The sequence below is a fragment of the Lactobacillus sp. XV31L genome (genome assembly GCF_059900865.1).
Window position 1 is genome coordinate 18,726 of record NZ_JBWXGC010000009.1, and the last position, 20,961, is coordinate 39,686.

General features: G+C 44.4%; 26 protein-coding genes, 1 other RNA gene and 1 other annotated feature. All 27 genes read right to left on the bottom strand.

Annotated features, from left to right (window positions below):
- Positions 1–134: 134 nt before the first annotated feature.
- Complete coding sequence (tsaD, locus tag AC2JF7_RS06875; RefSeq protein WP_500727953.1) at positions 135–1,184, bottom strand: tRNA (adenosine(37)-N6)-threonylcarbamoyltransferase complex transferase subunit TsaD; 1,050 nt, start codon at positions 1,182–1,184, stop codon at positions 135–137.
- A 2-nt stretch (positions 1,185–1,186) separates the two neighbouring features.
- A complete protein-coding gene (gene rimI / locus AC2JF7_RS06880; protein WP_500727954.1) occupies positions 1,187–1,750 on the bottom strand; it encodes a ribosomal protein S18-alanine N-acetyltransferase in 564 nt (187 codons plus the stop codon).
- Entirely contained in the window at positions 1,734–2,474 is a 741-nt protein-coding gene (gene tsaB / locus AC2JF7_RS06885; protein ID WP_500727955.1) for a tRNA (adenosine(37)-N6)-threonylcarbamoyltransferase complex dimerization subunit type 1 TsaB, read from the bottom strand. Before tsaB ends, rimI begins: the two co-directional genes overlap by 17 nt.
- A gap of 25 nt (positions 2,475–2,499) precedes the next feature.
- Entirely contained in the window at positions 2,500–3,018 is a 519-nt protein-coding gene (locus tag AC2JF7_RS06890) for a folate family ECF transporter S component (RefSeq protein WP_500727956.1), read from the bottom strand.
- 52 nt (positions 3,019–3,070) lie between these two features.
- A complete protein-coding gene (locus tag AC2JF7_RS06895) occupies positions 3,071–3,808 on the bottom strand; it encodes an acyl-[acyl-carrier-protein] thioesterase (RefSeq protein WP_500727957.1) in 738 nt (245 codons plus the stop codon).
- Between the two features lie 9 nt (positions 3,809–3,817).
- On the bottom strand, positions 3,818–4,672 hold the full coding sequence (rsmI, locus tag AC2JF7_RS06900; RefSeq protein WP_500728014.1) for a 16S rRNA (cytidine(1402)-2'-O)-methyltransferase: 855 nt from the start codon (positions 4,670–4,672) through the stop codon (positions 3,818–3,820).
- A 1-nt stretch (position 4,673) separates the two neighbouring features.
- Complete coding sequence (gene yabA / locus AC2JF7_RS06905; protein WP_500728015.1) at positions 4,674–5,018, bottom strand: DNA replication initiation control protein YabA; 345 nt, start codon at positions 5,016–5,018, stop codon at positions 4,674–4,676.
- A gap of 9 nt (positions 5,019–5,027) precedes the next feature.
- A complete protein-coding gene (locus tag AC2JF7_RS06910; protein ID WP_500727958.1) occupies positions 5,028–5,888 on the bottom strand; it encodes a DNA polymerase III delta subunit-related protein in 861 nt (286 codons plus the stop codon).
- The gene (gene darA, locus AC2JF7_RS06915; RefSeq protein ID WP_500727959.1) at positions 5,888–6,211 is read right to left on the bottom strand and encodes a cyclic di-AMP receptor DarA; all 324 of its coding nucleotides are present in this window, start codon (positions 6,209–6,211) and stop codon (positions 5,888–5,890) included. The genes AC2JF7_RS06910 and darA overlap by 1 nt, the downstream gene beginning before the upstream one ends.
- Positions 6,212–6,216: 5 nt before the next feature.
- Positions 6,217–6,864, bottom strand: coding sequence for a dTMP kinase (tmk, locus tag AC2JF7_RS06920; RefSeq protein ID WP_500727960.1), 648 nt, complete (start codon positions 6,862–6,864; stop codon positions 6,217–6,219).
- A 186-nt stretch (positions 6,865–7,050) separates the two neighbouring features.
- Positions 7,051–8,568, bottom strand: coding sequence for a glycosyltransferase (locus tag AC2JF7_RS06925; RefSeq protein ID WP_500727961.1), 1,518 nt, complete (start codon positions 8,566–8,568; stop codon positions 7,051–7,053).
- A gap of 103 nt (positions 8,569–8,671) precedes the next feature.
- Positions 8,672–8,902, bottom strand: coding sequence for a YaaL family protein (locus AC2JF7_RS06930; RefSeq protein ID WP_500727962.1), 231 nt, complete (start codon positions 8,900–8,902; stop codon positions 8,672–8,674).
- Positions 8,902–9,501: a recombination mediator RecR gene (gene recR / locus AC2JF7_RS06935; protein ID WP_500727963.1), complete on the bottom strand. Its 600-nt coding sequence runs from the start codon at positions 9,499–9,501 to the stop codon at positions 8,902–8,904. Before recR ends, AC2JF7_RS06930 begins: the two co-directional genes overlap by 1 nt.
- Positions 9,502–9,831, bottom strand: coding sequence for a YbaB/EbfC family nucleoid-associated protein (locus AC2JF7_RS06940; RefSeq protein ID WP_500727964.1), 330 nt, complete (start codon positions 9,829–9,831; stop codon positions 9,502–9,504). It lies immediately after the preceding gene.
- Between the two features lie 18 nt (positions 9,832–9,849).
- A complete protein-coding gene (gene dnaX / locus AC2JF7_RS06945) occupies positions 9,850–11,673 on the bottom strand; it encodes a DNA polymerase III subunit gamma/tau (protein ID WP_500727965.1) in 1,824 nt (607 codons plus the stop codon).
- Between the two features lie 53 nt (positions 11,674–11,726).
- An RNA gene (gene ffs / locus AC2JF7_RS06950) (signal recognition particle sRNA small type) lies at positions 11,727–11,823 on the bottom strand.
- Between the two features lie 27 nt (positions 11,824–11,850).
- On the bottom strand, positions 11,851–12,378 hold the full coding sequence (tadA, locus tag AC2JF7_RS06955; protein ID WP_500727966.1) for a tRNA adenosine(34) deaminase TadA: 528 nt from the start codon (positions 12,376–12,378) through the stop codon (positions 11,851–11,853).
- The gene (locus AC2JF7_RS06960) at positions 12,378–12,998 is read right to left on the bottom strand and encodes a class I SAM-dependent methyltransferase (RefSeq protein ID WP_500727967.1); all 621 of its coding nucleotides are present in this window, start codon (positions 12,996–12,998) and stop codon (positions 12,378–12,380) included. The genes tadA and AC2JF7_RS06960 overlap by 1 nt, the downstream gene beginning before the upstream one ends.
- A 434-nt stretch (positions 12,999–13,432) precedes the next feature.
- The gene (locus AC2JF7_RS06965) at positions 13,433–14,221 is read right to left on the bottom strand and encodes a CAP domain-containing protein (protein WP_500727968.1); all 789 of its coding nucleotides are present in this window, start codon (positions 14,219–14,221) and stop codon (positions 13,433–13,435) included.
- A gap of 488 nt (positions 14,222–14,709) precedes the next feature.
- Positions 14,710–15,075, bottom strand: coding sequence for a 50S ribosomal protein L7/L12 (gene rplL, locus AC2JF7_RS06970; RefSeq protein WP_500727969.1), 366 nt, complete (start codon positions 15,073–15,075; stop codon positions 14,710–14,712).
- A gap of 49 nt (positions 15,076–15,124) precedes the next feature.
- Entirely contained in the window at positions 15,125–15,634 is a 510-nt protein-coding gene (gene rplJ / locus AC2JF7_RS06975) for a 50S ribosomal protein L10 (protein ID WP_500727970.1), read from the bottom strand.
- Between the two features lie 32 nt (positions 15,635–15,666).
- Positions 15,667–15,792, bottom strand: a sequence feature (ribosomal protein L10 leader region).
- A 33-nt stretch (positions 15,793–15,825) separates the two neighbouring features.
- Entirely contained in the window at positions 15,826–16,494 is a 669-nt protein-coding gene (gene phoU, locus AC2JF7_RS06980) for a phosphate signaling complex protein PhoU (protein ID WP_500727971.1), read from the bottom strand.
- A gap of 15 nt (positions 16,495–16,509) precedes the next feature.
- Positions 16,510–17,265, bottom strand: coding sequence for a phosphate ABC transporter ATP-binding protein PstB (gene pstB, locus AC2JF7_RS06985; protein ID WP_500727972.1), 756 nt, complete (start codon positions 17,263–17,265; stop codon positions 16,510–16,512).
- Positions 17,266–17,277: 12 nt separating this feature from the next.
- Entirely contained in the window at positions 17,278–18,078 is an 801-nt protein-coding gene (gene pstB, locus AC2JF7_RS06990; protein WP_500727973.1) for a phosphate ABC transporter ATP-binding protein PstB, read from the bottom strand.
- A gap of 9 nt (positions 18,079–18,087) precedes the next feature.
- Positions 18,088–18,981 carry a phosphate ABC transporter permease PstA gene (gene pstA / locus AC2JF7_RS06995; RefSeq protein ID WP_500728016.1) on the bottom strand — a complete coding sequence of 298 codons (894 nt, stop codon included), beginning with the start codon at positions 18,979–18,981 and terminating at the stop codon, positions 18,088–18,090.
- Between the two features lie 7 nt (positions 18,982–18,988).
- Complete coding sequence (gene pstC, locus AC2JF7_RS07000) at positions 18,989–19,981, bottom strand: phosphate ABC transporter permease subunit PstC (protein WP_500727974.1); 993 nt, start codon at positions 19,979–19,981, stop codon at positions 18,989–18,991.
- A complete protein-coding gene (locus AC2JF7_RS07005; protein ID WP_500728017.1) occupies positions 19,974–20,849 on the bottom strand; it encodes a phosphate ABC transporter substrate-binding protein in 876 nt (291 codons plus the stop codon). The genes pstC and AC2JF7_RS07005 overlap by 8 nt, the downstream gene beginning before the upstream one ends.
- Between the last annotated feature and the right edge of the window lie 112 nt (positions 20,850–20,961).

A 20,961-nucleotide genomic window follows, 5' to 3' on the forward strand; every position in this document is an offset into this window, starting at 1 on the left:
TTATTCGCCACGTCAATGGACGTGATGGAAGTGTCACCTGCTTGCAATCAAGGTAACCTAGTCGCATTCTGCCGCAAATTCTAGGCAAAGAAAAATCCAATCTCCAAAATAAGGGACTGGATTTTTTAATGTTATTAATCAAGCATGGTGTGAGCATAGGGCAGTTCCAGCGATGGATCTGCGTTCAAGGTCAGGTCCGCAAACTTGCCTGCTTGATAAAGGTTGTATGCAGCTGCCCCAATCATGGCTGCATTGTCGCCGCACAACTTCAATTCGGGCAGGATAACCTTGGGCGTCAGACCATCTGGCAAAGCAGCAATTTCAGTCCTCATCCGCTCACGCAAGCCGTGGTTAGCCGCAACGCCGCCGCCCATGATAAAAGTTTGCGGCTGGTATTGCTTGATTGCCCGGATTGTCTTGTGCGCCAAGACATCAATGACAGAAGCTTGGAAGCTGGACGCAAGGTCATACTTGTCCATTTTTTGGTGAATCTGGTCAGCATGGTGGCAGGTGTTGATGAAGGCACTCTTTAAGCCAGAAAAAGAAAAGTCATAATCATCATCTTCCATCATTGCCCGTGGAAAGTTAAAGGTATCCTTTCCCTTTTGCGCCCACTCGTCAATCGTCTTGCCTGCAGGATAATTGACGCCTAGTACGCGTCCAATCTTGTCGTAGGCCTCGCCAGCAGCATCATCCCGGGTGTCGCCAACAATTTCGAAGTGAATTGGGTCTTTTAACAAAACAATTTCCGTATGACCGCCTGAAACTTGCAGTGCTAGTGCTGGATACCTAATCTCATCTGTCAGCTGAGCGGCTATGATGTGACCCATAATATGGTCCACGCCAATTAAAGGCAGGCCCGTAGCCATCGACGCTGCCTTGGCCGCACTAACACCAATCAAGAGCGCACCAACCAGTCCGGGCCCGTAAGTCACAGCAATTGCATCAATATCCTGCCAAGTTGCATTGGCTTCAGCCAATGCCTCCTTGGTAATCTGACTGATGACCTCAATATGGTGGCGACTTGCTACCTCGGGTACCACGCCGCCAAAGCGTTGGTGGCTTTTAATCTGCGTGGCCACGATCAGACTTTCAACCTCGCGGCCATTTTTAACCACAGCGGTAGAAGTCTCGTCGCATGAGCTTTCATAGGCTAAAATACGGATATCTTTTTTACTATCCAAAACTAATCCCCTTCTTTAATTGCGGTGAGCTGCAGCACCATCTTCAGACCATCCTGGTGCACGTCCTGGTAATAATTGGGGTGCACACTGGTGGTAACAAAGCCCATATTCTTATATAAACCTTTTGCTGCTTCATTATCAGCACGCACTTCCAGACTCAAACTCTGACAGCCCCATTTTTGGGCCTGTTGAACCAGAATACTTAGCATGCGGCTGCCAAGGCCCTGCGCCTGCCATGCAGGCGTCACCGCCAGGTTTGTAATGTGAGCTTCAACCTGCTCCCAACGCAAGCCAGCTAGGGCAACCAAGGCAGAGGCTTGATAGACGACCAGGTACAGTGCATTTTTTTGCCGCAGCTCCTGGTGAAAAATCGCAGCACCCCAGGGCGTATGCCCATGGTAGGCCTTGCTTTCAAGCTCCACAATATTGGCAATGTCACTTGACCGAGCTTGCATCACCTGTAAGACTTGTCCTTTCCAACTAAAGGCAAAAGGCTTAAAAGTTGTTCCAACTTGCCTGCTTTGATGCGATGCAGCCCATTGCAAAAAGTCAAACTTCTTCCACATAATCGCTCTCTGGTCCAAATGGCTGACCGGTCTTCTTGTGCCAGTCAACTTCAGCTTGCGTGCGCCGCAAATACAAAGGCAAGAGTTGGTCTGGATCAACGGGTTCTAACTCAAGTGCTAGTTGGCCAATCAAACCAGCATGAACTTGATTTTGTTCATCTGCTCCAAAATTATAGGGAATCCCCAAGTCCTGCAGCTTTTTTTCTTGTTTGGCAAAACCTGAACCTACAAAAACAAGCTCTTTAATTTCCTGTCTTGCAGCATAATCCTTGATTGCACCCAAAAGCGTGTCGATGTGGTAGTGGCCATCAGCAATCACGCTAATAGGGCAGCCAGCAGAATTGACATAAGCACCGGCAAAATAGTTGTCGTTGCGGGCATCAATTCCTGTAACAATAAGGGCATTAGTAGTGGGACAGCTAGCAGCCAAAGCTGCCAAGGTTGAAACGCCCACAACCTCCTTGTGCAAAATACTGGCAAACATCTTAACCGTAGTCACCCCGATGCGCAGACCAGTATATGAACCTGGTCCTATTGCCACAGCAAAACGGTCAATATCGCTTAACTCAAGCTTATTGGCCGTTAGTATTTCAGTAATTAACGGGTCAAGGTGTTCACTATGGTTGCGCTGGTCGAGTTCGCCTTTTTCAACAATTATATTGGCATCCTCGTTGAGTGCAACGCTCAAATGATTAGTAGCCGTTGACACACTTAAAATTTTCATTTCAGATTATTTACCCTTTTCCAAATCACTTTTTTATCTTAATACGCGAAAGAGCAGTCAAGACAAAGTAGTCCACAAGCATCTGAATCCAAGGCAAGATTGCTTCTTTGGGCAGTCGCTGGATTAGTGCTGCTCGCAGGTCCAAGCCATAGAGCAGGTGCACCCAGTATGTGTTGAGTCCAATGTTAATGATGACCGTTACTAAGAGAGTGGCCAGGATAATGCGCCATATTTTGACTGGCTTTTGGTAAAAAAGCAGGCCGTAGATGAAAGGTCCAAGCATGGCAGACAGTGTGAAGCCAATAAAAAAGCCCCCCTGGTTGCTGAACAAGACTGATGAAATCAGATCACTGATCCCACCTCCAACAGCGCCCCATACAGGGCCAAATAAATAGCCCAGCATCACACTGCCAATAAAGCCTAATCCCACATGCACCATATTGGTACCCACGCTAAATCGGCCTAAAATAATTTTCATTGCAACAATAATCCCCAGAAGGATCAGGTCTCGTAATTCAACCTTGAAATATTCCTTGGTAGTCATATGCAACACTTCTTTCTTTAATTAAACATGATCTGTTTCATGCTTAATTATATTATAAGTTGCGCCAAGTTAGTTCACAAACGGCTTTGTCGTTGCGCTCATCGTCAGCAATTGCATGGTAGGTCTTAGTACTCGCCCCATCTTCAACCATGCTGATATAGGCCAAAGAGTCCTGACCATAACGAACTTCTTGGTTAAATTTAATGTCAATTGTCTTTACCATGTGATTTTTTAAAAAGTCCCGGTCCAGCATGTCAATAAACCAGTTGAAGTAGTGGCCATTAGTCATATGGTGGTTGGTATCAAGGTCATCATACCGGACGCGGTAGTTCCGCTTTTCTTGGTAGTCTTCTTGCAGACGCATACGCGGAAAGCGAGGCAACTTAGGCAGCAAAGGCACGCCCAACTCAGCCATTATCTCCTTGTCAGTGGATACCATTTTGCGCTTTTTAAGGTCGAACATGACCCATTCGCTTTGAGCCTTGACCAATTCATTACCGGCTGCATCGCTAAAGATAAAATTACGATACTCTAAAAAACGGTTGTAGCCTACTGGTTCTGTTGCTATCGTAACTTGTTCACCTGGGTGGGGCAACCTGGTCACTTCAATGTGGTACTGGGTAATTACCCAGCCGAGTCCCCGTTTAGTTAAAGCATCAGTACTAGCCGCACTTTGGGCCAATTGATGTTCAGACACGCTCATCATCAAGTCTACCATTGCTGGCAGCTTCAGATTGCGGTTTTCGTCACACTCATAATAATTTACTTGGTGGTCTTCACTATATTTCATAATTCTTCCTTACTTTTGGTGGTAGCGCTCATATAATTCATTCTTAGAAACATGGTTCTCCTGGGCAACTGCCTTAATTGCCATCTTCTTGCTTGTACCTTGGTCAACCTGCTCCTTAACTAAGGCAAGCAGCTGCGGCCATGATAACTGCTCAGGTGAAGCAGTGCTTGGCGATACTAAAATTACGAATTCGCCCCGGGGCTTGTTCTGAGCAAAGTAGTCACACAGTTCACTTACTGTGCCCCGGATAAATTCCTCATGAATCTTGGTTAGTTCGCGTGCAGCCACGATTTTGCGGTCCGAAGAAATGATGGTCGCCAAATTATTAAGCGTCTTCAGCAGGCGGTGCGGCGCCTCATAAAAAATAGACGTGGCATGTGCTTCATTCATTTGCTCAAAAAAAGGCTTTTGTTCGCCTGCCTTGCGCGGCAAGAAACCGTAGTAAGTAAAAGGTTGGGCATCAAAGCCAGATGCAATCAGGGCCGTTGTGAAAGCCGCAGCGCCCGGAAGCGGGACAACAGGCACGTCTGCTTGGATGCACTCTTGCACCAAGACATAGCCCGGATCAGAAATGACCGGCATGCCCGCATCGCTTATTTCAGCGATTACTGCTCCATCTTGCATTAACTTGACTAACTCTGGCGCCCGTTCCTTAGAATTATACTTATGAAAAGAAAGCATGCGGTTGTGCACGCCAATTTTTTCCAGCAATATTCCACTTGTTCGTGTGTCTTCGGCCGCAATATAGTCTGCTTCTTGCAAAATTCTCTTGGCCCTAATGGTAATGTCTTCTAAGTTGCCAATCGGCGTTGGTACCAGGTAAAGCTTGCCCTTGTCCTGAGCGTAGCTATTTTGCTGCTGCATTTTATCGGTCCTTGTATGCTTTCTTTTTTTCACCAAAATTGTCGAGAATGTCTAAGCAAAACATGCAGTCTGAACTCGGATCACGGTGTGAGCCATAGTACATGTTGCAGATATGGTAGCCCGAATTGTAAATTTGCCGCAGAGACTCAAGGCCGCTTTGGGTTTTAATTGCACCATTATGGGCATTATTCAGCTTATCCATCTTTTCACGCAATAATTTGTTTTCGACTTTTAGTTCAGTATTTTCTTTTAACGTTTCTAAGATACTATTTTCCATGCTCTCGATTGTCTTAGTCATGCTGACCATTGAATCATGAAGCTGTTGGAGTTTTGAATAAGAATCCACCATAAACACCTACTGTTTCCATTGCAGGGCAAGATAATCAAGGAGGTTGCGCAAGCCAACGTTGCTATACCGCATTCGGTCAACCTCAAGCAGATTTTTAAGCATCCTTGCTGCTGCCTGTTGCCTGTCACTATTTAAATCTGCTTGCGCCTTTTCCTTCAGCTCAAGCAAGAGGTAATCCTGCTCTGCTCGACCCTTAGCCATTTCAGCCAACTTGTGTGCACTGACTAGTGCCAAGGGGTTGTGTTCCAGCAGCTCTTGATAAAAATATTTAATGGTCTGATCCAAATTGCTGGTATCGCTCAGTTCAGCAATTGCACTTTGACTAAATCCTTTGCTGGTCAAGAGTTCAGTCCGGTTGCCCGCTTGCATGTCACTAGCAAAGTTGATGAGCTGGGTGCGTGAACGAATAGTGGGCAAAACTTGATCAACGTTTGTCGCAATCAAAATTGACACTACTGGTGCAACTGGTTCTTCTAGCAGGTTAAGCAGGGCATTAGCCGCAGGCAAGGTCAGTTTTTGAGCCTCATTGATAAAAAAGAAGCGCGTGCTGCTCTGCACAGGACTTTTGGCTAATTCCTCCTTCAAAAAGCGGATCTGGTCAATACCTAAGCTCTGCTTTCCTTCGGGAGTGACCAACAAAACGTCAGGATGGTTGCTCGAAATAATTTGCTGGCAGTTTTGACAAGTACCATCAGGCTTATTTTTACCCGTGCAATTAAACAAGCAAGCCAACCAGTAGGCAGTATTTAATGCTAACTCCTCATTTTGACTGCAAAACAGGTAACTGTGGGCTAACTTGTTCTGGTCAAAGGCCTTGTGCAAAAAGGCAACCTGACTCGGGCTGGACTTGGCAATCTCGACTTTCATTAAAACTGTTTAAATTCTTCTACTGGCAGCACAAAGCAAGTAGCTCCGCCAACAGTAAACTTAACTGGCTGGTTGCTGATATCCAGGCTATTCATTACCACGCTTGGATTCATATACTCTTCGCGCGACTTGGATTCGTCCTTGATCACCCGCAAAACTTGCTTGACGTGGTTGTCATCAATCCCGATCAAAAAAGTCGTGTTGCCTTCACTTAAAAAGCCGCCAGTAGTAGCCAATTTCGTTGCCCGAATATCTTCTTTGACGAAGGCGCGTTGCAATCTATTGGCATCTTCTCTTTGTACAATTGCGATTATTAGTTTCATTTTACTCAGTCCTTTAGCAATTCTGCTGGTAAATGGTTTGCGATAATTTTAACACAGGCAGCTACCACTTGTTCAAGCGGTTTGGTTGCATCAACCACCTTGATGCGCCCACTATTACCCTTGTTAACTTCTTGGTAACCCGCATAAACTTTTTGATGGAAAGCAATTTTTTCTTGTTCCAATCGGTCTTGGCTGCCAGCACGTTCTTGGGCAATACGGGCTAATCCCACTTCAGGCTTGACATCCAAAAAAATAGTCAGGTCAGGGGCAATTCCGCTTGTGGCAAAATCATTGATTTCCTTAACCGGGCCAATTCCCAGATCTCGGCCAACTCCTTGGTATGCCAAGGAACTGTCAACAAAGCGGTCGGAAAAGACCACTTTCTTGGCTCTTAGTGCAGGAATAACCGTCTCAGCCATGTGCTGGCTTCGGGCCGCAGCATAGAGCAAAGCTTCGGTGCGCGGGCTCATTTGTTCATTATCGGGATTTAAAATCAACTGCCTGATTTTTTCGGCGATTACCGAACCACCTGGCTCACGCGTCACTAGATATTGTATTTTTAAGCGTGGGCCAATTTGGGCAACTACTTGGGCTAAAACTGTGCTTTTGCCGGACCCATCAGGCCCCTCAAAACTAACAAAATAACTTTTCATAAAACTCTCCATATGTCTATTTTACAAGAGTTGAACCTTTTTGACACGTTTAATGAAAGTTTTTTCGAGAAATTAAAAAAGCTGCTCTTTCCCGAGCAACTTTTGATTTGAAAAGCGTTAATGCAACCACTAAATATTGTGTGGTGTCTGGAAGCTTCACTTCACTTGAATTTTACCTAAAGTTTCCTACTTATCAATGACATACTTTTGCCAAAGTTGCCAAACATTGGCGCCCGAAAAACGTTTAGCATTTTCATAAGCTGAGGCACTCATACTCTCCTGCATGGCTGGATCTTCAAAAAAGCCACTGATTTTACTTGCCAGTTCATCGACCTGGCCACTATTTACCAGAAGGCCGCTTGCACCATTGTCAATCAAGTCTCTAGGGCCATAGTTAATATCATAAGAAATAACTGGGACACCATGGGCTTGGGCTTCAACAATTGCAAGTGAGGCCCCTTCATAACAAGATGTAACCAGTAGCAGCTGTGCATTATTGTAGACCGTCTCTATATCTTGGGTGTATCCCATAAAGTGAACTGCCTGCTCAAGTTGCAAGTCGTGAACTAACTTCTTTAGTTTCCTTTCTTCTTGATAATTATCACTGCCATCGCCGTAGCCATAGATATCTAAACTCAAAGACGAGTTGCTTTGGTGAGCTTGGGCAAAGGCATTAATCGTATCATCCAGACGCTTTTCCGGAAAGAGCCGCGCAATAGCAATAATCTTGCCCTGAATGCGCTCACTCATTGCAACATGCTTAGCTTGCAATTGTTCATCTGACACAATACCTACCGGAATGGCAACGATTGGTACCTGTGTCCGCAAGCGTTTGCGCATATCTTCTGCTTGCCTTAGTCCAGGAGTAATCACCAAGTCCGTTTTGCTCAACAATTCGTTATTAGAAATGGAATTATACGTCAGAGGGGAGTTGGAATCCCAATAGTCGCGAAAATGAATGCTGTGAAAGTGCTCAATCTTCTTGACTGGCGTCTTCATGTTAATCATTGGAACGTTGGTAATATTGCTGCGGTCTGAAATAAAGGTCGACGGCTCGCCGCCATCTTGCTCATTTAATTCATCAAGCATGATAGTAAAGGCTTGCCCGCTGTTCATCAAAGAATGCTGCTTGCCCCGGCTATCAGTCAATTGAATATTGGTCGCTGCCAGCCACTTTGGCTTTTGTTCATAGGCAATTTCATAATAAATCGTGCCGTCTGGTCGATAGAACAGTTCATATACCAGGTTGCCCGTGCCCGTATCAAAAATTTGGGTCAGACTCTTAAACCCGCGAGTATCGTAAAAGTCTTCTTTAGTCCTGTGGCCGTCACCATTAAAGTATTGCACAGTATCGATACTGCCATTAGCAAACAAGCTGATGGTCATCGTTTTAAAAGAACCATCATAAACCTCATATTCATTAGCCCCTTCCTTTACCTGACAAAAGTCAGGCAGGGCAAGATCCTCCAGGGTCACCACCTTGCTAGAAAAATTGACGGTATTGGCAAAGAAGTCAAACATATTAACATAATCTTCATCAGTTAGGCCATATAGTGGCAAGTTGTCGTGGGCAAACCGGTTAAATTCTGACATCACTATCTTAGCCTTAACGCCATTATGCTTAAAAAGCTTCAACCGTTTGACTTCAGCGTGCTCTATTCCTGAACTGTTCACATCCAACCGATTATTTAAAAAATAATACATTTTCTTCCCTCTCGCATGTACTTTACTGCTAACAACTTACTAACATTAATTATCCATATTATATTCCAATAGCACTAAAAAAGCTCGCACCGGCGAGCTTGACTTATTCAGAGATTGCATTGGTAAAACCAGTAAAACTGGTGTGCCGGATCCTTGCCTCATCATACAGGAACGAGTACTTGGCTCGCAATATTTTACTGGCAATTATGTTGTCTTCTGACATGTCCAAAGTCGTTGGGTCCAGACTTTTTTGAACCGCAATTTCCTCTTGAAGTCGTTCAATAATAGCGTTTAAGCGCGCATCACCTAGTTTTTTTACTTCGTCATGTGCCATTAGATTGCTGTTCTCCCTTGAACTGCCCGCTTGAGGGTAATCGAATTAGCGTATTCAATGTCGCTGCCCACTGCTAAACCAGCAGCCAAGCGAGTTACCTTTATGCCTGCTGGTTTGATCAGCTTGCTGATGTACATTGCAGTCGACTCTCCTTCTGGCGTTGAATTTAGCGCTAGAATAATTTCCTTGACCTTATCCTGCTTTTGCAGACGAACAATCAGCGACCTAATGTTGATCTCTTCTGGACCAATACCGTCCATTGGCGATAAGACACCGTGCAAGACATGGTAGAGGCCATTGTATTCACCCATGTCTTCAAAGGCCATCACGTCCTTGGGCTGTTCCACCACCATAATGGTGGTCTGCTCGCGCCCAGGATTGGAGCAGATAGCGCAGGGATCTTTTTCTGTAATATTGCCACAAATGGAGCAGCGGTGCAGCTTTTCTTTGACTTCATTCAAGGCACTAGAAAAGTTGTGCACATCGTCATTTGGCATGTCTAACGTGTAAAAAGCTAGCCTTGTGGCTGTTTTTTCACCAATACCAGGCAACTTCATGTATGAGTCAATTAGGTGCGCAATTGGTGCTGGATACTGCAATTAAATCATGCCCTTCGTGTACTTGCCTAAACTGGCCTGCGTAGTCTCATCGATTGCAGCCAGTCCCTTGTTGATTGCATCAATAATCAGATCTTGCAACATGTCTGGATCATCGGGATCAATTGCATCCTTATTGATAACGATATCCTTTAACTTACGATCACCGCTAAAAGTAGCAACCACTAAGTCGTCAGCAGACTTGCCAACAAATTCTTGTGCAGTAATAGTCTGTTGTTCTTGAGCCATTTGCTCCTGCATCTTCTTAGCATGCTTCATCATCTGCTGCATGTTCATGCCGCCCATACCACCAAAGTTTGGTCTTTTACTCATTGTCTTCTCCTCTTATCTTTAATCTTTAACGTTGACGCGGTCGCCAAAGATGTCCTTGGCCTTTTGCACCACTTCGTCTGCAGTCTTGTCACTGGCCTCATCTTCTAACGCCTCACTGCTTGCTTGCTTTTTATGCAGCAGTTCATCGCGGTGGGTCTGCAAAAATTCCTTGCGGACCGTAAACCAATCTTCATCTGGAACCAGCACAATCTCATAGTCATGCTTGGTAAACTTGGCTATTTGGCCTGTTAAGACAGCTAGCAAGTCATCATCAGAGCTAGCCTTTTCAAACCACAAAGTATACTTGCACTTCATCACAACCTGGTCTGGACTAGCCGCAACTGGCTCAAGCACATCAAGGAGTGCCCGCTGAGAAACAGCCAACACAGACTGCAAGTCAGGCCAAACATCCTTAATAGCCTGCAAATTCTTTTTGGTCGCATTTTCCAAGACATGATACACTTGCTGGCGATTTTGTTTGTCAACTCGTGGCTTATTTTTGCTAGCTTTCTTTTCCTGCTTTTTAACCTTAGGTGCCTTATTTTTGCTTGTTTTTCCAGCTTTAGCACTTGTGTTATCAAGATGAAATACATGGTCGCTGCTTCTTGGGTGTTTCTGGCCCAGTGCAGAAACCTTAGCCGTCAAATCAACAACCTGCTTTTTTAAGGCAGCAATTTCTGCTTGCAGGCCGGACCCATCTGTTTTAGCTACCTGTTGTCCAGTATCAGTTGGGCTAACTGCTTCAACGCTCTTAGTCGTTTTTACCGCGGCCTTTGTGGTACTTTCCACCAAAAAAACTTCTAATGGAATCTGCTGCTGATTAGTATACCGCAAATCGCCCAAAGCCGTATTAGCAGATGCAATCATCTGAAGAAAACGTTCTGGCTGAATATTCTTAATTTCAGTAACGAAATCCTGGTTTAAGAAATTAACTTCATCTTCATTTCCAGTTTTGACTACCATCAAGGCATTAGTTGCCAGATCAATTAACTCATCCAAGATATTCTTGGAACTGGCACCTGCTTTTAGCTGGGCCTGGGCCAAGGTAAGAGCCTGCTTAGTATCCTCATTTAAGATTGCTAGCAAAAGCTCTTCAACTTTTTCTTTGGCCGCAAAGCCGGTTATTTCAAGCGCTGCTGGGTATTCCACCTTGTCTTGCTCGTAACTAAGGAGCTGATCTAAAATACTCAAGGCATCTCGCATACCACCGTCTGCAACTTGAGCAATGACGGCTAGCGCCTTATCGTCATATGTTATTTTTTCCTGGTCTAGAATGTGTTCCATCCGGTTAAGCAGGTCCTTTTGGGCAATTCGCTTAAAGTTGTAGCGCTGCGTCCGCGAGATGATCGTTGCCGGCACCTTCTGCAGTTCTGTGGTAGCCAAGATGAAGACCACATGCTCTGGTGGCTCTTCTAAAGTCTTAAGCAGAGCGTTAAAAGCGCCCATTGACAGCATATGGACTTCATCAATAATGTAGACCTTGTACTTGCCTTGGGTCGGAGCGTATTTGACCTGATCACGAATTTCGCGAATCTCGTCAACCCCGTTGTTGGAAGCAGCATCAATTTCCATGATGTCTGCCATTGCGCCCTTGTCTGCTGCCAGGCAGTTAGCGCACTCATTGCAGGGCTCGCCATCTTGCAAGTTAGTGCAATTCAAGGCCTTGGCGAAAATCTTGGCACATGAAGTCTTGCCGGTACCACGTGGCCCGGCAAAAAGAAAGGCATGTGAAATTGTGCCCCGCTTAATCGCGTTTTTCAGCGTATCAGTAATATCTTTTTGGCCAACAACACTGTCAAAGGTGCGTGGCCGCCACTTACGGTATAACGCTTGATAAGCCATGATCATTCTTTCCTAGTAAAAAACTCTTAACTCTTCGAAAGAGTTAAGAGTTTGTCAATGTCTAATAAAAGGCACATGCCTGAGCAACCTTAGTGCTGCTACCTTCCGGTCCTGACACGCTTTGGAAGTCAAACATTGCCCATAGATAATACTACCGTATTTAGCAAGATTTTTCCACTAATTTGCTGAATTTTTCTCAGCTTCATTATTTGCAGCTGCAATCTTAGCCTGCTTCTGCTTTTGCCGAATTGACCGGAAAAAGTTTTTCAGCATTTGGCTGGCTTCATCGTGGTATAGTCCGCGAATGACTTGGGGGTGGTGGTTAAATTTAGCCACATCAAAAAGGTTGACCACGCTGCCAGCAGCTCCAGCCTTGGGATCAGACGCTCCATAAAAGACAGTTTTTATTCGCGCATTAATAATGGCTCCCGCACACATCGGACAGGGCTCAAGCGTCACCAAAAGGCTGCAATCAACAAGCCGCCAAGTCCCTAAACGAGCACAAGCTTGTTTGATAGCAATCAATTCAGCGTGCTGGGTAGCATCTTGGTCTAACTCGCGGCGGTTATAGCCGGTCCCAATCACATTTCCGTCTGGATCTACTATAATTGCACCAATCGGCACTTCATCTTGGTCTCGGGCTTTATGTGCTTGATCTAAGGCCAGCTGCATGTATTTTTGCTTAGCACTGCTCGACCAGTCCATTAGGCTTTCACCGCCTGCAAGACATAATAACCCTTATCCCGCAGCAAAATAGTGCAGTTGCCAAAGGTGCTTTGAAGCAGCTTGCGGGCGCTGGGTTCACCTTGCTTCTTCTGGATCACAACCAGTAAGATACCGCCGGCTACTAAGTGATCAAACGCTCCGGTCAAAATACTTGAAACTACGCCCTTGCCAGCCCTAATTGGTGGATTAGTTACAATCAGGCCGAATTTTTTAGCTGCATCAACTTGGGCATACACGTCCGACTGGTAAATCTGCACGTTAGTAATGCCGTTGACTTGAGCATTCTGCTGGGCTAGTGCCAGCCCGCGCTCGTTAACATCGACCAGTTCAATGGTCTGCTCAGGCCAAAACTTAGCAGCAAACAAACCTAGGGGGCCATAACCAGCACCCACATCCAAAATATTGTGCGGCGGAAAAACCACCTGTGCCATTTGCTTAATTAAAACACCCGTTCCATAGTCAACCCGCATCTTGGAGAAGACCCCTGCGTCAGTTGTAAACTTGAGGTCAATATTGCCAGCGTGGTAATCAATGATGCGTTCATCATGCTTGGACGTTGGGTGAGCTGCATAATACATTTGGTTTTCTTTGTTATCCATTATCTGCCCGTTTCTATCTCAATCTATCTGAATCAATTTTAACGGATAGTAGCCTTTTTGCAAATCACTTTAGCCTAATCAGGTAAGATTGCTTCTAAAATAAAAAGCAAAAATCAACTCAAATTAATGAGTTGCTGAAGTTATATTAACAAATATTTATTAGTTTTGCGTCTTGTGATAATTTCTCCCAAAACACTAACTAGCAATACGTCATTAATCACTATTAAAGCGATATTTGAATACCATCGTGCATTAGATTAGGCAGAGTTCCTATCTTGACACTTGCATTGATTACTAGCACCAAAATAATCAAGACCAAGCTAAGAGGGCTATGCCCGATTGAATATCGGTATCTAGTCTTCAGCCAAAATTTGATAAACTATCTTAATTTCAGGATTTACAACAGTATTTTATACTTTTATTTATAGTCTTTATTAAGGGGTGACGCTAATTGATGAATAAACTTGACCATTACTGTTGACAGCACCTACACCAATTGTCTTATTCTGCGGCTTAAGAAGGATATCACGGTGGCCCCAATTCGAATCAGCATCATTATAGATATATTCATAGATCATGTTTTCTGCAACCAGTGCGCTTGACGAGGTCGTGGCAGAGACTAACTCTTTAGTCTTATGATCAACTGTCCACCCCCAAGGAAACTCTGCAATGCACTCAGAGATGCTGGTGATAGAAATTCCGGCCTTTTTAAAATAGTCCTTCAAAATAAAATTACCAGCCTTATCAACGTGACTAAAGTTAGTTGGAAGCAATTTCGTCCGCTTTTGCGTTACAGCATCATAATGTAAATTTTCGGAAACTGGTGCTAGATCGCGCTTATTGCGTTCTTTATTTAGTTCCTGTAAAAACGCCTTCCTAAATTCCTTAAGGGAAAAATCAGTACTTGCTTGTTGCTGGGATTGTTTTGCAGACTCAGTAGCCTTTTTGGGGATCCCAACATTTTGCATTTTGATTCGATTAGCTGGCACAAAGCTACCAGCTCGTAACATGTAATACTTCTTGCCTCTAATCTTGATTTTATTGATAATTTTAATCTTCTTGCCCTTCTTGAGAGCCGGCTTCTTGAGTTTATGTCCCTGGCCATCATATAGGTATGTCTTTTTGTTTATCTTGCCCTTGCGGGAAGCAGCAGCCTTAACCTTACGACCCTGACTGCCATACGTAGTACCTGCTAGAGTGAGCGTCTTCTTTTCTGCCGGCATATTTAAGGTAAGTTGACTAGAAATTGTTTCAGCCTTTATCTGCCTTATAGGTAAAAATATTGTCCCAAATATACTAGTGCATACTAGATTAGCAACTAAGATTTTATGATATCTGGTTTTTTTCATTATATTTCCTCTTCTTAATCATGTTTATATTGCCTCGTAATAGGCTGTTAACATGCACAATGTTTTTGCTTTCATCATCAAGCAATGTAGCTATGAAGACAACTCCCCCTTGCTGCTACCGGCAAGGCAGTAACCAATTATTAACACCTCTTGCAATTTAAACATTAACTTTGTTTTTAGGCAACTAAAATTGGTACACTTATTCTACCTGTTGCTGATGAAGAATAATAGCATAACTGGCATTTTATTTCTAAAATCTTTTGAAAGTCACCGCAAGACAACAATTTCCCCAACACAAAAAAGCGTAAGCCCAAATTGAGCTTACGCCTTTTCTGTGTTTGCTTGGTCCAGTTGGACTGTAACTATTTTAAGGTTACAGAAGCGCCAACTTCTTCAAGCTTAGATTTAATGTCATTAGCTTCGTCTTCAGAAACGCCTTCCTTAACGTTCTTAGGAGCGCCATCAACAAGATCCTTTGAGTCCTTAAGGCCAAGTCCAGTGATGTCACGAACTACCTTAATAACCTTAACCTTTTCTTGACCAGCTTCAGTCAATTCAACATCGTAAGTTGATTTAGCAGCAGCTTCGCCACCAGCAGCACCAGCTGCAGCAACAGGAGCGGCAGCAGAAACACCAAATTCGTCTTCAATTGCCTTTACCAGGTCATTTAATTCAAGAATTGAAGCACTCTTCAAGTCTTCAATAATCTTTTCAGTATCTAAAGCCATACTTATTTATCCTCCGAAATTTTAATATTAGATAAAAATTACTTTATTTTTATTCTGCAGCTTCGTCTTTTGAATCAGCAACAGCTTTAACAGCATATGCGACGTTGCGTACAGGAGCTTGTAATACAGAAACAAGCATTGACAGCAAGCCTTCACGGCCAGGGATAGCGGCAAGTTCCTTGATTTCTTCTTTCGAAGTCAATTTGCCTTCCAGCACACCACCCTTAATCTCGATTACGTCAAAGTCGTCTTCATACTTAGAAACGATTCTTGCTGGTTCAGTAATGTCATCGGCATTGTCTGTATAAATCACAGCAGTTGGACCAACAAAAGTATCGTCAAGGCCTTCAATACCAGCCTTAGCAGCAGCACGTCTGAGGTAAGTATTCTTAACAACCTTCATCTTGACATCGTTGTCGCGAAGTTCCTTACGCATGTTAGTAACTTCTTCAACAGTTAAGCCAAGGTAGTTGATTACCAAGATGGCCTTAGCAGCCTTTAATTCCTCAGCAAACGCATCAACCAACTTTTCCTTTTCAGCAATAGCAGCTTTACTCAATCAAATTCACCTCCATAAATTATTAATAAATTCCATCGGCCGAAAAAACTCCATGCCAGGAAGGACATGGAGCATTAAATATCTTCATTATCTTCTGGCCTCGGCGGGAAATTAAGGCGTCATGCCACCCGAGTCTTAGGTAGAATTTACTTTATTAACTATAGCAGGACCAGCAAGCAAATGCAAGTCAATTACTTCTTTTCTTCTTTAATTAGCTCAAACAACTCGCCAGAAGTTTTATAAATAACCCAGCTAGCCAAGTTGACAATGTGGTCGCTAATTCTTTCCAGCAGGCGAATAATGACAAAGTAACTGGCGGCCGCAATTGCAGCATTAGGATCCTTTTCAACTCCGTCAATCGTCATCTTGCGGGCCCGTTTATAGTCTTGGTAAACTTCTTCATGTCCCTGTACCATTTCACGTGCCGTTTTTTCATCTTCTTGAACATAAGCAGTCAGAACTTGGATGAGCATCATGCGCACCTTGTGGGTCATGCGTGAAATAATTGTTTCAACCTCATGAATCCGTGGATTGCCCTTAACCCGTACCGTTTCCACTGCAATACTGTTAGCATTTTCACCGATTCTTTCCAGGTCAGTGGTTGCCTTTAAGATACTAATCACCACTCGAAAGTCCGTAGCCACAGGCTGCTGCAGGGCCATTAGCGAAAGCGCCTTTTTTTCAATTCGAATTGCTTCACGGGCAACTTCTTTGTCCTCAGCAATCATTTCTTCAGCCGTCTTCTTATCGTGGTCGACGAAGGAACGCGTTCCCTTGTCGATCAAATCGTTAACCAGCACGCCCATTTCCATAAACTGGGTGTTCAACTTTTTTAATTCATCCAAAAATATCTCGTGCATAATCCACCTCCAAATTTAGCCAAAGCGGCCGTTAAGATAATTACTTGTGATTTCCTGCTTAGGTGCTAGGAACATCTCCTCCGTTGTGCCTGCTTCAACTAGCTTGCCATCCATCAAAAATGCCACTTGGTCAGAAATTCGACTTGCCTGTTGCAGGTTGTGCGTCACCATAATAAAAGTATATTTTTGTTTCAAGCCCATCAGGGTTTCTTCAATTTCCGCACTAGAAATTGGATCAAGAGCTGAAGTTGGTTCATCAAGCAGAACCACTTCGGGTCTAATTGCCAGTGCCCGGGCAATACAGATGCGCTGCTGCTGACCACCTGAAAAGGCCAAGGCATTGCGCTGTAGGCTGTCTTTGGTTTCTGTCCAAATTGCTGCCTGCTTCAGGCTCTCTTCCACCCGCTGGTCAATCAAATCCTTATCCTTAACACCTGCAACCCTGAGGCCATATGCAATATTGTCATAAACAGAAAAAGGAAAGGGAGTTGGCTGCTGGAAGACCATGCCTACACGCTTGCGCAGGGCAACTAAGTCCAAGTGCGAACCGTAGATGTCTTGTCCTTCCAGGAGAATCTTGCCCGTTATCTTAATATTTTCAATGTCATCGTTCATCCGATTGAGACAGCGCAAGAAAGTCGACTTGCCGCACCCTGAAGGACCAATCAGAGCTGTCAATTTTTGTGCTGGAAATGCCAAGCTGATACCGTGCAGGGCTTCAAAGCTGCCATAATGCAGTTTAACATTTTCTGCTTCCATAATATTGGTCATAATGCTGCCTCCTTAGCCAAAACTACCCTGAATATATTTTTCAGTAATTTCACCCTGCGGATTAGTGAAGATATTATTAGTAGTATCGTATTCAAGGGCATGTCCCAAGTGAAAGAAGGCGGTATATTCGCTGATTCTTGAAGCTTGCTGCATGTTATGGGTCACCATGACCATGGTGTACTTCGCACGCAATTGCTTCAGCGTATCTTCTAACTTAGCCGTAGAAACAGGATCAAGCGCACTGGCTGGTTCATCTAAGAGCAATATTTCTGGCTTGAGCGCAAGTGCGCGGGCAATACACAAGCGCTGCTGCTGACCACCTGATAAGGCCAAGGCACTTTGATCAAGCTTGTCCTTAACCTCGTCCCAAAGTGCAGCTGCCTTGAGACTTTCTTCAACTACCTGGTCAAGCTTGTCCTTATCTTGCTGGCCGTTAGCCTTTAACGCATAGACGATATTTTCTCTAATAGACTTGGGAAAGGGATTAGGTTTTTGAAAGACCATCCCAATCGCTTTGCGCAGTTCGTAAACATTGATTTTCTGCGCATTGACGTCCAGATCATGAAAGATAATCTCGCCATCAACTCGGGCCACACGGTCGTTCATCCGGTTTAGACTCCGCAAAAAAGTGGACTTGCCAGACCCCGATGCGCCAATCAGGGCGGTAATCGAGTTCTTCTTAAATCCTAAACTAACATCAAAGAGCTTTTGCACCACGCCTCCATAAAAGACGCTCAGGTCTTTTGTGTAGATTGCACAATTAGACTCATCAAAGGTCTTAATGTGGGCTGAATTTTGTTGCCAATTATCCATAACTTACCCCTATTTCATTTTGGCTGCGGTTAAACGAGCATAAACCCAATTGCCTAAAACGCGCGCACCAAAGTTAAAAATAATTACGACAATGACTAGCAGGGCTGATGTAGCAGCCGAAACGGCACTCACATCTGGAATGATGCCTTCAGTATTAACCTTCCAAATGTGCACAGCCAAAGTCTCTGCTGGTCGCATCACATTTAAAAAACTAGTAGGGCTGAACATGTTCCAGTTGGAATAGTCAACTGTCGAACCACTTTGTCCAGCTGTATAAATTAAGGCGGCCGCTTCACCAAAGACGCGACCAGCACTCAAAATAACTCCGGTAATGATGCCGGGAAGAGCTGCTGGTATCACAATGCCGCGAATGGTTTTCCAGTTGGACAAGCCCAACGCCCAGCCAGCTTCGCGCTGCGTCTGTGGAACGCCCTTAATGGCCTCTTCAATGTTGCTGGTTAAGATGGGCAAGTTGAAGAAGGTCAGCGCCAGAGCACCAGCGATAATTGAAAAGCCCAGGCCAAACTGGACAACAAAGAGCAAGTAGCCAAATAGTCCAACAACAATTGAAGGCAATGAACTCAAAATTTCAATTGTCGTCCGTATTAACTGGGTGAACCAATTATCCTTGGCATATTCGGCTAGGTATATTGCAGCCCCTAGCGCAATTGGAAAAGAAATCAGCAGCGTAAGTACCAACAGGTATAACGAATTAAAAAGTTGATCACGAACACCCCCACCTGCTTCAAAAGAAGAAGCAGTAGAGGCCAAAAAATGCAAGGACAAGTGGGGCAGACCTGATAGCAGGATATTGCCAATAATGCCTACTAACAGCAGAATAACAATTCCCACTAAAAAGTAAATGACCCCTGTCGCTAGACGGTTGTTTTTTTTGGAATTCATCATATGGCTAACTCTTCTTTCCGATCAGGTGGACTAAAAGATTGAATACGAGTGACATTGCCAGTAATAAGAGAGCCAAGGACCACAATGCATTGTTTGGCAAAGTGCCCATTACGGTATTGCCCATTTGGCTGGTTAATTGACTAGTCAAGGTGGCTGCTGGACTAACTAGGTTGGCTGGCATCAAAACCGCATTGCCAATTGCCATCTGGACAGCTAACGCTTCGCCAAAGGCCCGGGCCATCCCAAAGACAACTGCCGTCATAATTCGTGCCCGCGCAGCCCGCAGAACCACATGGAAAACTGTTTGCCACTGCGTTGCCCCTAGAGCAGCTGACGATTTGCGCAGTTCTTTAGGAACCGCCTTGAAGGCATCAACTGTTAGTGAAGTAATCGTTGGCAGAACCATCACAAACAAGATCAGCGTTGCCGTTAAGATCCCAAAACCAGTCCCGCCAAAGATAGTTCTTACTGCTGGAACAATCACAGTCAGTCCCAGGAAACCATAGACTACTGAAGGGATACCGACCAAGAGTTCCATCACCGATTGCAGTAGACGTGCACCTTTGCCGGATTCATATTCAGTCATAAAGAGAGCTGCGGCAACGGAAAATGGCGTCGCCAAAACTGCTGCTAACAAGGTAACTGCAAAGGAAGTAACAATCATTGCAGCTGCACCCACATGCTCCTTGCCCGCATTAGGATTCCAATCCGATGAAAACAAAAAATGAACCAAGTTAACGTGGTCAACAAAAAAAGTGGCTAGACCTTTACTAGCAACAAAGCCAATAATAGCTACAATCAAAACGCCGATAATAGCAATAGCTAGAAAGGTCAGTCCCCTGCCCCAGCGTTCTTGTCTTGTTTCTTTAGAAGGACTAGTCAGTCTTGCCAGATCAACGTTTTGCGGATCGATCTCATTAAATTTAACATGCGGTACCTTTTGTTGGGCGATTGCTTTTTCAACTACCCTTTGCAAATCTTGCTTCTTTTTAGCCATGCGTCTTACCTAGTTTCGTTACCTTATTCTGGCTGGTGCGCTCAACTTTCATTTCATGAATGCTGAGATAGCCAATCTTGGGCACCAGCCCCGCTTGCACTTCCTTGCTCAGCATATACTTGATGAAGCCGGCTGTCTTCGTGTTGGGCTTGCCCTTAGTGTACATGTGTTCATATGACCAGAGTGGCCACTTGTTAGTTGGAATATTTTTGTTTACCGGTTGCACATGATTGATGCTCAATTTTTGAATATTTTGGTCATTAGCATATGGGAAAGAGATATAGGAAATTGTTCCTGGAGTCGAACTCACAATTTTCTTGACCGTGCCATTGGAATCCTGTTCTTGCGAATTAACAGCTTCCTTGCCATGCAGAATTAAGTCTTCAAAAGTAGACCGGGTACCACTACCGCGCGAACGGTTAATGACAATAATTGGCAGGTCTTTGCCGCCAACCTGGTGCCAGTTCTTAATGTGCCCGGTAAAAATAGCTGCTAGTTGGCTTTTAGACAGGTTGGCTACGCCCACGCCCTTGTTGGCAATAGGGACAATGCCGACAACAGCAACAGGATAATCCCTTAGTTTGCTAGCATCAATTCCCTTTTGGGTATCAGCAAAGACATCAGAAGTGCCAATCTGTGCAGCACCAGCTTGAACTTGACTAAGGCCAGTTCCTGAACCGCCGCCTTGGACAATAATGTTGCTGTCCAGGTGAGCCAGATGGTAGTCATTCCCCGCCTGCTCAACTAGTGGCTGCAGGGCGCTTGACCCCACAATTGTAATCTTCTCTTGGTTCTTGTTGCAGCCCACTAAAAAAAGCGGTACAGCCAAAAAGAAGACCAGCAATTTGCTCAAATATTTTTTTTGCATCATAATTCCTCGATTAGACAATTACATTAACCTTAGTTTACCAAATAATGCTCTGTCGATAAACTATAAACACACTAGGGACTAAAAAATGGTACTTGCTTGGATCTCTTTG

Excerpts from the sequence above, each read along its gene's own strand:
- rimI (WP_500727954.1), bottom strand. The coding sequence starts at position 1,750 with ATGTGGAAGAAGTTTGACTTTTTGCAATGGGCTGCATCGCATCAAAGC.
- tsaB (WP_500727955.1), bottom strand. The coding sequence starts at position 2,474 with ATGAAAATTTTAAGTGTGTCAACGGCTACTAATCATTTGAGCGTTGCA.
- AC2JF7_RS06890 (WP_500727956.1), bottom strand. The coding sequence starts at position 3,018 with ATGACTACCAAGGAATATTTCAAGGTTGAATTACGAGACCTGATCCTT.
- AC2JF7_RS06895 (WP_500727957.1), bottom strand. The coding sequence starts at position 3,808 with ATGAAATATAGTGAAGACCACCAAGTAAATTATTATGAGTGTGACGAA.
- rsmI (WP_500728014.1), bottom strand. The coding sequence starts at position 4,672 with ATGCAGCAGCAAAATAGCTACGCTCAGGACAAGGGCAAGCTTTACCTG.
- AC2JF7_RS06910 (WP_500727958.1), bottom strand. The coding sequence starts at position 5,888 with ATGAAAGTCGAGATTGCCAAGTCCAGCCCGAGTCAGGTTGCCTTTTTG.
- darA (WP_500727959.1), bottom strand. The coding sequence starts at position 6,211 with ATGAAACTAATAATCGCAATTGTACAAAGAGAAGATGCCAATAGATTG.
- tmk (WP_500727960.1), bottom strand. The coding sequence starts at position 6,864 with ATGAAAAGTTATTTTGTTAGTTTTGAGGGGCCTGATGGGTCCGGCAAA.
- AC2JF7_RS06925 (WP_500727961.1), bottom strand. The coding sequence starts at position 8,568 with ATGTATTATTTTTTAAATAATCGGTTGGATGTGAACAGTTCAGGAATA.
- AC2JF7_RS06930 (WP_500727962.1), bottom strand. The coding sequence starts at position 8,902 with ATGGCACATGACGAAGTAAAAAAACTAGGTGATGCGCGCTTAAACGCT.
- AC2JF7_RS06940 (WP_500727964.1), bottom strand. The coding sequence starts at position 9,831 with ATGAGTAAAAGACCAAACTTTGGTGGTATGGGCGGCATGAACATGCAG.
- dnaX (WP_500727965.1), bottom strand. The coding sequence starts at position 11,673 with ATGGCTTATCAAGCGTTATACCGTAAGTGGCGGCCACGCACCTTTGAC.
- tadA (WP_500727966.1), bottom strand. The coding sequence starts at position 12,378 with ATGGACTGGTCGAGCAGTGCTAAGCAAAAATACATGCAGCTGGCCTTA.
- AC2JF7_RS06960 (WP_500727967.1), bottom strand. The coding sequence starts at position 12,998 with ATGGATAACAAAGAAAACCAAATGTATTATGCAGCTCACCCAACGTCC.
- AC2JF7_RS06965 (WP_500727968.1), bottom strand. The coding sequence starts at position 14,221 with ATGCCGGCAGAAAAGAAGACGCTCACTCTAGCAGGTACTACGTATGGC.
- rplL (WP_500727969.1), bottom strand. The coding sequence starts at position 15,075 with ATGGCTTTAGATACTGAAAAGATTATTGAAGACTTGAAGAGTGCTTCA.
- phoU (WP_500727971.1), bottom strand. The coding sequence starts at position 16,494 with ATGCACGAGATATTTTTGGATGAATTAAAAAAGTTGAACACCCAGTTT.
- pstB (WP_500727972.1), bottom strand. The coding sequence starts at position 17,265 with ATGACCAATATTATGGAAGCAGAAAATGTTAAACTGCATTATGGCAGC.
- pstB (WP_500727973.1), bottom strand. The coding sequence starts at position 18,078 with ATGGATAATTGGCAACAAAATTCAGCCCACATTAAGACCTTTGATGAG.
- pstA (WP_500728016.1), bottom strand. The coding sequence starts at position 18,981 with ATGAATTCCAAAAAAAACAACCGTCTAGCGACAGGGGTCATTTACTTT.
- pstC (WP_500727974.1), bottom strand. The coding sequence starts at position 19,981 with ATGGCTAAAAAGAAGCAAGATTTGCAAAGGGTAGTTGAAAAAGCAATC.
- AC2JF7_RS07005 (WP_500728017.1), bottom strand. The coding sequence starts at position 20,849 with ATGCAAAAAAAATATTTGAGCAAATTGCTGGTCTTCTTTTTGGCTGTA.